This window comes from Nitrosopumilus sp. S6, assembly GCF_054515815.1.
This window is the reverse complement of the sequence record NZ_JBTNRI010000002.1, coordinates 197,487-207,692: the sequence shown is the minus strand read 5'-3', so window position 1 is coordinate 207,692 and position 10,206 is coordinate 197,487. Positions and strand designations below refer to the sequence as shown.

The 10,206-nt window shown below is 30.3% G+C and carries 13 protein-coding genes; 4 read left to right on the top strand and 9 right to left on the bottom strand.

Annotation, left to right across the window (positions count from 1 at the left end; all coding sequences use genetic code 11):
* From ACX12B_RS02610 to ACX12B_RS02600, 3 genes are all read right to left on the bottom strand, one after another.
* Nucleotides 1-920: hypothetical protein (locus tag ACX12B_RS02610; protein WP_459352489.1), on the bottom strand; the 920-nt coding region annotated here is incomplete at its 3' end.
* A 138-nt stretch (nt 921-1,058) separates the two neighbouring features.
* Nucleotides 1,059-2,219, bottom strand: a complete 1,161-nt coding sequence (locus ACX12B_RS02605; RefSeq protein WP_459352488.1) for a glycosyltransferase — start codon at nt 2,217-2,219, stop codon at nt 1,059-1,061.
* 25 nt (nt 2,220-2,244) lie between these two features.
* Nucleotides 2,245-3,027: a hypothetical protein gene (locus ACX12B_RS02600; RefSeq protein ID WP_459352487.1), complete on the bottom strand. Its 783-nt coding sequence runs from the start codon at nt 3,025-3,027 to the stop codon at nt 2,245-2,247.
* A gap of 71 nt (nt 3,028-3,098) precedes the next feature.
* Between ACX12B_RS02600 and ACX12B_RS02595 the strand changes: the two genes are divergently transcribed.
* The 3 genes from ACX12B_RS02595 to ACX12B_RS02585 all read left to right on the top strand — a co-directional run bounded on the left by ACX12B_RS02595 (nt 3,099) and on the right by ACX12B_RS02585 (nt 5,209).
* Complete coding sequence (locus ACX12B_RS02595) at nt 3,099-3,299, top strand: hypothetical protein (protein ID WP_459352486.1); 201 nt, start codon at nt 3,099-3,101, stop codon at nt 3,297-3,299.
* Nucleotides 3,300-3,369: 70 nt separating this feature from the next.
* On the top strand, nt 3,370-3,954 hold the full coding sequence (locus tag ACX12B_RS02590; RefSeq protein ID WP_459352485.1) for a hypothetical protein: 585 nt from the start codon (nt 3,370-3,372) through the stop codon (nt 3,952-3,954).
* A 118-nt stretch (nt 3,955-4,072) separates the two neighbouring features.
* Nucleotides 4,073-5,209 (top strand): hypothetical protein, encoded by a 1,137-nt coding sequence (locus ACX12B_RS02585; protein ID WP_459352484.1) that lies wholly within the window; start codon nt 4,073-4,075, stop codon nt 5,207-5,209.
* On the opposite strand, the gene ACX12B_RS02580 is transcribed toward ACX12B_RS02585, so the two are convergent.
* Both ACX12B_RS02580 and ACX12B_RS02575 read right to left on the bottom strand, forming a co-directional pair.
* On the bottom strand, nt 5,186-5,959 hold the full coding sequence (locus ACX12B_RS02580) for a tetratricopeptide repeat protein (RefSeq protein ID WP_459352483.1): 774 nt from the start codon (nt 5,957-5,959) through the stop codon (nt 5,186-5,188). The two genes, ACX12B_RS02585 and ACX12B_RS02580, sit on opposite strands and share 24 nt — an antisense overlap.
* A 75-nt stretch (nt 5,960-6,034) precedes the next feature.
* Nucleotides 6,035-6,685 carry a Snf7 family protein gene (locus ACX12B_RS02575; RefSeq protein ID WP_012214448.1) on the bottom strand — a complete coding sequence of 217 codons (651 nt, stop codon included), beginning with the start codon at nt 6,683-6,685 and terminating at the stop codon, nt 6,035-6,037.
* Between the two features lie 105 nt (nt 6,686-6,790).
* Between ACX12B_RS02575 and ACX12B_RS02570 the strand changes: the two genes are divergently transcribed.
* A complete protein-coding gene (locus ACX12B_RS02570; protein WP_459352482.1) occupies nt 6,791-7,546 on the top strand; it encodes a glutamate racemase in 756 nt (251 codons plus the stop codon).
* Here ACX12B_RS02570 and cobM read toward each other — a convergent pair.
* The 4 genes from cobM to ACX12B_RS02550 are packed head-to-tail and all read right to left on the bottom strand — an operon-like array spanning nt 7,527 to nt 10,138.
* Entirely contained in the window at nt 7,527-8,297 is a 771-nt protein-coding gene (cobM, locus tag ACX12B_RS02565; RefSeq protein ID WP_459352481.1) for a precorrin-4 C(11)-methyltransferase, read from the bottom strand. The two genes, ACX12B_RS02570 and cobM, sit on opposite strands and share 20 nt — an antisense overlap.
* Nucleotides 8,290-9,012 carry a precorrin-2 C(20)-methyltransferase gene (gene cobI / locus ACX12B_RS02560; RefSeq protein ID WP_459352480.1) on the bottom strand — a complete coding sequence of 241 codons (723 nt, stop codon included), beginning with the start codon at nt 9,010-9,012 and terminating at the stop codon, nt 8,290-8,292. Before cobI ends, cobM begins: the two co-directional genes overlap by 8 nt.
* A 35-nt stretch (nt 9,013-9,047) precedes the next feature.
* Nucleotides 9,048-9,638 carry a precorrin-6Y C5,15-methyltransferase (decarboxylating) subunit CbiT gene (gene cbiT / locus ACX12B_RS02555; protein WP_459352479.1) on the bottom strand — a complete coding sequence of 197 codons (591 nt, stop codon included), beginning with the start codon at nt 9,636-9,638 and terminating at the stop codon, nt 9,048-9,050.
* A 23-nt stretch (nt 9,639-9,661) separates the two neighbouring features.
* A complete protein-coding gene (locus tag ACX12B_RS02550) occupies nt 9,662-10,138 on the bottom strand; it encodes a hypothetical protein (protein WP_459352478.1) in 477 nt (158 codons plus the stop codon).
* Between the last annotated feature and the right edge of the window lie 68 nt (nt 10,139-10,206).

Below are 10,206 nucleotides of genomic sequence, written 5' to 3'. Positions count from 1 at the left end.
ACTGCTGATGTGGAGTTTGATTCAATGACTGCTGATGTGGAGTTACTATTTGAAACAAAAGAAGCATCTTCCATTAATCCTTCAAAAGAAAATTCTTCTGCATACGCATTACCCCAATAATTATCTGAAATCATAAATGGAGTGCTTGTTGCAGAAAATAAAAGCAAAAATACTAAACTAAAAGATTGTGTTCGTTTTGATAATCGTAAAACATTTTTGTTAGATTCACTTGAAATTAAAACAACTCCAGCAACAGGAGCCAACAAAAGTAACAGTGTTGGATTAAAAATATTTAATTCATTATCCCATGAATTATCAAATACAACTAAATGTTGTGAAAGAAAATTTGTATTTGTAAAATATTCTAAATCATAATTAGATAAGAAAGAAATATCGTTTTCTTGTGTCAGAACAACTAATGATTGATCATTGTTCTGATCAAAATTAGTGATTAAATCATCATCAAATATAGATATAGAATTTTTCTCAATTTCTTCTTCTAATATTTGAATAGACTTTCCATCAAATGATATTTTTTCAAAATTGGAAATACGTTCTTTAGAAGTTTTTTTATCTGAATCATATTTTAGATGAAGGATTGATTTTGGTAATTCATCATTTCCTGAAACAAATATTCCATCAGAAAATTCTACAATTCCAGTTTTTTCTGGTAAAAGATTTGTTTTTGGAATAGTTTCATTTGGATTTGATTTTTCAGGATTTGATACACTGACAGAATCTTGAAGTTTTAAAACATGATGTATTTTAGTTGAATCAGAATCAATAGAATTTGTTTTTTCTGAAAGATCTAAAATAATTTCTTTTTCAAATGAATCTGCATAAATTGTTGGAAATGAAAAAGTGATTCCAATGATCATAAAAAATGTCAATAAGGACATCATGGATCGTCTAAAGTTCATACAGAAATTCAGTAGTTTTTGAATTTCAGGTGAGAGGAAAAACTAAAGTTAGATCGAATCCAAAGTGGTAAATCGTAAAAAGATTGGTTCCAATATGGTATTGAGGTTTTTTGGGAAATTTTTATAATTTTTGAAAAATTATTCCCAGGTCTTTTCTTTGAAAGTCCATTTTTTGTTGAAAATGAAATTTCCAAATGCAGCAGTCAAAATTGCTAAAACTAATGCAATTGGATATTCAACGTTATAGTTTTCAATTAATCCAAATACAATTCCAATTTGGATTAATGCACCAACAGAACTGAATCCAATGAATTTGAGAAATTGTTTAGTTGTTCTTTTAAAATTAAAGTTTCTATCTTCAAAAGTCCAAATTTTATTCAAAAAGAAATTTGATGTAATGGATGTTGCAATTCCAAAGATGTTTGCTTGCAGATACCAAATTTCTGGATTTGTTCCAACAAAAAATAATGATGTTACATAATTTACTAAAAATCCTAATGCACCAACTGAATAAAATCTTGCTGCTTTTGATAGAAATTTTACAGATCTTTTATTTTCTTTTTCTGAAAAAGTTTTTCCATAACGATATAATTTCCATACTGATTTAATATAATCAAAAATAATTTTTCCAGAAAGTTTACTTGAACCAATCTCTCTATCTTGAAAGGTATATGGAATTTCTGTTACACTAGCATTTTTTGTTTTTACTAAAATTTCTAGAAGTAATTTGTATCCAATTGCATCAAAAGATAATCCATTTAGCAATTGTTTTTTAAAAATAAAAAATCCAGACATTGGATCTTTTACATTTACATTCAAACTATATTTTGCAATTTTGGTTGCAATTTTACTTACAATTTTTCTTTTAAAGGACCAATTACTAATTTGACCTCCATGAATATATCTTGATGCCACTACAATATCACATTGATATTTTTTTAATGCTTCAATCATTTTTGGTATAATTTGTGGGGGATGTGAAAAATCACTATCCATTACAAGAATGATATCTCCTTGTGCTTGTTTAATTCCATTTAGAACTGCTGATGATAGACCATTTTTTGCAGTTCTATGTATTACATTAAAGGTATGATTTGCTATTTTTTTAATTGAATTAAGATATTCGTCTACAATGGTTCCTGTTCCATCAGGAGAGTTATCATCAACAACAATTGTTTGTGCCTGAATTTCTAATGGAATGTATTTCTGAATAGATTTAAGAATTTCAATAATATTTTTTGATTCGTTATATGTTGGAATAATTATTGAAATTTGTGGTTTTTGATGTGTTTCATACAATATTTTGTTATAAAAATTCCCTAAGTTAAATATTAATCAATTTTGTTTTCACACCTAGGACAATTATTGTTGCCATTAGTAGTGAGAGAGTCAACATAGGTAAAGAAAATTCAGGTAATGAACTGTCAATTGAGATTAATTGCCCCCAATTTTGTGGAGATGGTATTGACTGTGGATTTTCTGATTGAGGATTTGAAGGCCAAGAAATTTTCTTTCCAGAATTAGAATCAAATACTTCAATGTAGATACCATATACATTAGAACGGCCAATAACTTCTGTTGGAATTTTAAATTCGTATGTTGAATGTGGGATTTTAGAATATCTATCATTTCCATCAGAAAAATTACCAATTCCAACATACTCTTTATGATTTGGAATTTTTTCTAGGTGATTTGTTAATGGAAAAGGTGTTCCTCCTTGTAGAATGTGACCGTTTATTTTCCCAACTACAGCTAGAAAACAATAATCATCACTATCAGGATTAAATGATAGATTGTTTTTTGTGTCAAAACATATCATTGCTCTATCAGAATTTTTTGCATATGATGTATCTGAAACATAATTTAGCATAAAGTAAACAAATTCTCCTTGATGTGCAGATCTAATTTTCAAATCACTTGATTCAACTAAACTAGAATGCTTCCATTCTTTGGAAAATGTCCATTTTCCATCAAATATCACATCAGTCATTTTATCAGAAATACTTATTGGGATTTGATCATGTAAGATAATAGGGATTTCATTTGGCTCTGCAAAAGCATAACTAGACGGAATTAAGAAAAATATTGTAAAAAGCAAAGTCTTCACAAGAGTAATTTTAGTACAAGTTTCAAAAACTTTTCCAGTATGCTTAAATTCTATTAAAACTATTTTTTTTTGTGAAATCAATAGTAATTATTGGAATAATTATTGCAGCAATAATAATTGGAGGAGGTAGTTATTACATGAGTTCAGTTTCTTCAGATGTAAACATGGGAGAAATTTCAGAAGTAAATAATGAAGAGATCATAGAAGAAGTTTCAGAAGGCAAGAAGTTTGTCTTAGAATTATCAGATTCTGTGTCTATGGATGGCACTTAGATCCTTTTTGGAACGGGTTGAGGCTAAAAATGTCCAAAATACTCATATATTCTACAAATAAGGATTAGTAATGAAAACATCATTCGCAGTAATGATTACTGCCATAAGCATATCTGGTCTAGCAGCTTTTGCTTTTACTACAGCTGATTTTTCACAAGATAATCAGCTAAAAAGTACTGCAGCAATGTTAGGTCACATAACATTGATTGCTTATGACAGTGAAGGAAACGTCAAAAACTATGTCCAAACTGATAACGTAGTTGTCAATGAAGCAGACGATTGTATCATGGAAGCATTCTTCCAACCAAGTGGTGTAACAGCATGTCAAAATCCAAACACCATATTTGATCACATCGCAATTGGAACAGGAAACACTGCATTCAGTGAAGATGGTGACTTGTCAGATCTAACTTGGCATAGCCAAACAACAGGAAGTGTTTCTGCTGGAACAGCTGCCTCAGGTAACTCTGGTGCATCAGCTGTAGTAAGTGCAACATTTAACGATGTAAGTGCTACAATCACAGAAGCAGCATTGCACAACAACCCAACTACAGCATCAGCTGATACAATGGCAATCCAAGACTTTAATGACATTGCATTAGGTTCAACAGATGACCTCACCATTCAGTGGACTATAACAGTCGACGGTTCCTAGACAAAACTTTTTTTCTTTATTTTTTAAAGACTCTTTTACATGATATGTAGATCAAAATATAATGTATGCTTATAGATATACCAGAGACATAGTTTTCACAATAACTATTATTTTTTCAATGATTTTTTTATTTGTACTGATTTTTCCAAATTATATAATATCATACAATCTAGAAATCATTCCAGAGGGTTTTGATAGAAGTAAAAGTTCAGTTTGGTTATTACCTGTTATTATTTCAAATGGAGTATTTTTTGCACTACTTATTTTGTACAAGTCAAATTTACTACCAAAAAAAATAATTAATCTTAAAGATAGGTTTCTAGAAAAAGATATTTCAAAAAGTATTTCATTTCTAGTGATTCTAGGCATTCTAGTTATTTACATAGCGTTTTCAATTGATGAATTCTATACAGAAGAACTCGTATTTGGAGACTATACACTTGCATTAGAAGGGGCAGAAAATTGGTATCGGATGCTTGAAACACCACAAGTCGAACCGGTTTTAAGATATTTCTTTTTATTTTTGTCTTTAGAATATCTTGGAAATATTAGATTTCTTCCATTTGTGGCAAGTATTGGAGTTTTGTTACTAACTTATTTTATATCAAAAGAAATTTCGGGCAAAAGAATTTCAGGCTTGATAGCATTTTGCACTGTACTTCAAAGTAATTTATTCTTGATGTACGATACAACAGCTACTTATGAAAATTTTTGGACATTTTTTTATTTTCTTTCGCTTTATTTAATTATTAAAAATTCAATTACATCTACTTTTTCATTTTTGATAACACTCTTTTTGAAACCGATCACAATTTTGTTTATTCCATTAAACGTTTTATGGGTAGGGTTAGATCAGCAAGTAAAAAATAGAAAAAAATTATTTTTAGGATTTTCATCCATAATTGTTTTAGTTCTTGTTGCTTTTTTTACACAAAGTTTGGTTCACACACAAGATACCAGTTTTAATATAGAAAATATGTTTGGTAGCTTCAATGAGATAGCAAATTCATTAAGATTTGATTCTTTACTCATAATTATTCTAATTCCAGTAATAGTGTTATTATATTTACAATCAAAAAATTTACACTCCAGAAAAATGTTTATTTTATTTGGTATTTTTATTATGATGGCTTCACAGGTATTTTTATTTGGAGTTATTGATATGAGCATTCAGCCATATAGATTTGTTCCATTGGTGGTAATGATTTCAATAGGATTTGGTATAATTTTTTCAAAGGAACGGCGGTGCAAGTAAAATAATATCATATGTATAATAATTTCCTGCACTAGCAATGAATCCATGTGTTTTGAATTGGCCAACAATAATCTGTTCAGAATCTTTGAATAGAAAAAGATCAATACCTCCAACATACGTATTTATCGCTTGAGGTTTTTCAGTATGAAAAACAAAATAATTTTTTTCATTAATTTCAACAACTTTTGAACGTTCTTTGACTACTTCAATACCAACTTGAGGAAGTAATCCAATTGAATGAATTTTTGAACTTCCAATTAAATTCATATTTGAATCCCAAATTTGCATTAATCCATATCCAAATGGATTATAATCGTGTAGTTTTACAACTTTTGATAGTTTTTGGAGATTATCAAAAGCTATTTGGTTTTTTGAATCAATTTTTATTGCTTTATAAAATGAACTTAAAGCATTTTCTAAATCAAGTTTTTTAGAATATGCAAGTCCTTTGTTGTTCCAAGCCTCAGTATTATTTCCATTAATTTCTAATGACTTGTTTAAGACAATAATTGATTCATCATAATTTTCTTGTTCAATAAGAATTGCACCTTTATTATTATATGCAAATGTGTTGTTTTGGTCTAACTCAATTATTTTTTCTAAATATTCTAGTGCTTCATCAAATTTTTTTTCCTGAATTAATTCTAGAGATATGTCTTCTAAGTTGTTAACATCAGTCTTTTCTTGAGCAAAAGATAATGGTAAAACGGAGATAATAATTAGTAAACTTAGTAGAAAAATTATTTTCATTTTCTTATAATTTAGTGAAAATTATCACTTTAAAAGATTTAAAATAAAAAGAAACGACTAACGTCTTTTCCCTAACTACTCAAAGGTAGAAGTAGAGGTTCCTGACGAAAGTCCGGTTGATGAAGGTACAGATGGGAATTTGTCTCCAATCTGTTGTTCAGCTACTGCAGATGCTTCTTGTAGGATTTTTTCTGTTTCTTCACTAGAAACGTCTGACTCCATGTTAAATGAGTCTCCTGCAAGTGAGTCCATCATTAGTCCGTTGAGCGTTTGAGTCATTGTATTCAATTCTGAATCTGCTTCTGGCATGAATCTTCCTAGCGATGACTTCAATCCCTTCATTGTAGACATTGCTGGTCCAATTGCTACCATAGCGTCACCAAGATCATGAATAGTCGTGAGTCTTAGCTGGACTTGTTCTAATGACATTCTTGCGTTGCCGAGCATCTTTGTAACTTTACGAATTTCAGCTAATTCGTTAGACAAAACTCTACTTGTGCTAGTATCATGTTGCTGCATTGCAGTCACGACTCTCTGAAAGAGTTGCGCATCTCTTTCGTGCAGTTTACCTAACATAGAGTCCATCTTTGAGATTTGGACTTGTAGTTTGTTTACTGCAGTTTGAATTCGTGGTTTTAATGCACCTTGAGGCTTTACTGCTTCACGGAGTTTGCCAGTTACGCTTTGGGTCTCTTGTCGAGCCCAAGTCTTGTCGAAGTTTGGCATGATTTGGATTTAGAAATTTAGTCTTAATGTCGGGTGTAAATTTAGATCAGTTTTTGGATAAAATTAGCTAACAAACTATTATTCTGAGATTCTTTTTGTAATGTTGTGGCTAGAATTGCAGTCTTTGATTCAGGATTAGGCTCATTATCGATAATTCAAGAGATGCAAAAAACATTCAAGTCTGAAATCATCTATTTTGCAGACTCACAAAGTTACCCATATGGCAAAAAAACTCAGGCTCAACTAAAAAAAATCATGCGTAAATCTATCAATTTGTTAGAAAAATTTTCACCAGATTTCATAGTTGTTGCCTCAAACACACCCAGTCTCATGTTAAATCTCTCTACAGAGAAAATTTTTGATGTAAAACCACCACTAAAAGAAGCAAAAAAACTCTCAAAGTCAAAACAAATAGGAATACTTGCAACAGAATCTGCAATTAAAAGTAAAGGGTTATCAAAATATATTCAAAAAAATATTCCAAAATCTTTTAAAATTTCTAGAATTAATGGTTCAAAACTTGTTGATTTAGTTGAGTCAGGAAAGTTTTTTACAGAAAAAAGATATTGTGAAAAAATTATCAAGAAAGAATTACAAGTATTAAATGAAAATCAAATTGATGTTGTTACACTTTCTAGTACACATTTACCATTTTTAAAAAAATATTTACAAAAAGAATTTCCAAACATACAATTTATTGATCCAGGAAATATTATAGCTGAAAAAATTTATTCTAAAATTAAAAATAAACAATCAAAAAGAAATTCTTTGAAAATTTTTACTTCTGGAAATACAAAAAAATTTCAATCTAAATTATTAAAAATTGGAATAAAAAATAAAGTTAGTTCTTTATCTTTTTAGCTTTTCTATAACCATGACTAAATTTTTTGTCATATAGTTTAGAATACTCATATGATTCAGGATCAATTACATCGCTAATTATCACAATAGCAGTTCTGGTAATTTTTTCTTCTTTGAGTTTCTTTGTAATGTCACCAAGTGTTCCTTTAATGATTTTTTGATCTTTCCAACTTGCTCTATACACAACAGCAACAGGTGTTTTCTTTTTGTATCCACCTGCAATTGCTTCTTTAACTAAATTAGAAATCAAATGAACGCTAAGATAAAAGATTAAAGTTGATTTGTGTTTTGCAAGTTCTGATATTTTTTCTCTTTTTGGAACTTTAGTTCTCGATTCTGCTCTAGTTACAATAATGGTCTGAGTAACTCCTGGAAGAGTCAATTGAGTACCCAAAGCAGCAGCAGAAGCTAAAAATGCAGTTACTCCAGGTACAACCGTAGATTTTATTCCTTTTTTGGTTAGATTATCAATTTGCTCTTTGATTGCACCATAGATTGATGGATCACCATCATGCAATCTTACAACAAGTTTGTCTTTTTTTGCATTTTTGTACAACACATCAAAAATTTCTTCCCTAACCATTCCAGCTGCATCATAGAGTTTTCCTTTTTTGCATAATTTCAAAATAGGTTCTGGAATTAAAGAGCCAGAATAAACAACAACATCTGCTTTTTGGATTAATTTTTTAGCTTTAACTGTAATTAGTTCAGGATCTCCAGGTCCACAACCAACAAAGAAAACATCAGACACGTTTTACCACCAAAATAGAGAAGTATTTGGTTGTTAATGTATCATCGTTTACTTCACCCAAAGTCATCTTTCTAATTATTTCATTTTCTGTTCCCAAGTCTTGTCCGATTGCAAATATAGAATTATCAGGAAATCCTGATTCTTTTAGAACATCAATTACTTTATCAAAATATCTGCCGTCTTTTAGAAATATCATAGATTCAGAATTTTTTGCAATCTCTTTAACACTACTCAAATCATAACAAGAAGGAATAATTGCAACTTTTTCAGCACCTTCTGCAATACTTACACCAACTTTTGATGCAAATGTAAACATTGAAACAATTCCCGGAATAACACTAATGTTCATTTCAGGATATTTTTCTGTAAGATCTTTATGCATGTATATCCAAGTGCTGTACAAAAACGGATCACCTACTGTTAGATAGACAACATTTTTTCCAGATTGTACAGTTTCAGCCATAATCTTTGCATTTTTTTTCCAAGTTTTTTTAAGGACATCTTGGTCTTTAGTCATAGGAAAGATCAGCTTTACAATCTCTTGATTTTTAGATTTATCAATAAGAGATTCAACTACGGATAATGCAATACTGGGTCTATCTTCTTTTGAGGCAGGACACATGATGATATCAGCATCTTGAATTGCCTTTACAGCCTTGACTGTAAGAAGTTCAGGATCTCCAGGGCCAACACCAATTCCTATCAATCCAGGCATGAAATGACTAATTTTTCTCCCAATTAAAAGCTAGATTAGGCTTTGGTTGCAGAAATTATTGTTACTGGATTTCGTGCTAACATCATAGTACCAGTAGTGGTTTTTCGACTCTTAGATATGGTTACTTGAGTAATATCTACATCTTTGAACTGTAATTTGTCCATTACTTGTATTACAGAATATAGTGTTTCAATAAGAATAATTCCAATTACGATTCTACCTCCAGACTTTAGTTTTTTTTCTGATAATTCTACGATTTCTTTTGTATCACCACCAGTACCTCCAACAAATATTGCATCTGCTTCTTCAAGATCTGAAATCTTTTCTTTGGCATTGCCAAGTATCACTGAAACATTTGATAGTTCAAATTTTTGTAAATTCTTTTTTGTCAAATCTACTGCATTTTGATCATAATCAATGGCAAATACTTTTCCAGAAGATTCAACTTGTAATGCTGACTCTACAGAAATAGAGCCACTGCCACAGCCAATATCATATACAGTTTGGCCAGGATTTAGTCTAGCTTTACTAATTTGAATAGTTCGTACTTCTTCTTTTGTTATAGGAACTTTTTCAGTTCTTTCAAATTCTTCATCTGGGATTCCAGAAGTTTTATAATTCCACATTAGGTATCACTTTTTGTAATATACTAGAGATTAATTCCAGTAGAAACATTTGCAGAATGAACTAGTGTATAAGTTACAATCCAGGTAAACAAGTACAAGAAAATATAACTACCAATTGCTTGTGTAACAATTTTCTTTCTATCTGATGATGGTAATTGCATCTTCATTCCTTTTGCAACAATAATTGTTCCAAAGAATACTATAATCATAAATCCAATAGAGGCCCATCTTCTATCTTCACCTTCAATATCTTCAAAAATAAAAGTAGCAGCAGTACCTGCAATAACTGCAAGGACAACACGTAACCAAAATAATTTACTTAATTTTTTATCTTTTTCACTCTTCTCAGCATCACTAATTGGAGATTCTTTTGATGGTTCAGGAGCTGATTCAGTTTTTTCTGTTTCAGGAATATCAACTGGCTCTTCTTGAGGGGATTCTTTCTTAGAGTCCTCAGGCTCAGGCGTAGGTTTTGATTTTTTCTTTTTGAATTTGGCCAATTAAATTTCTAGCGTGTCTCAAGCAAACCATGTTTAATATCTTTGGTCAAAAACTAAGCACGTCGTAG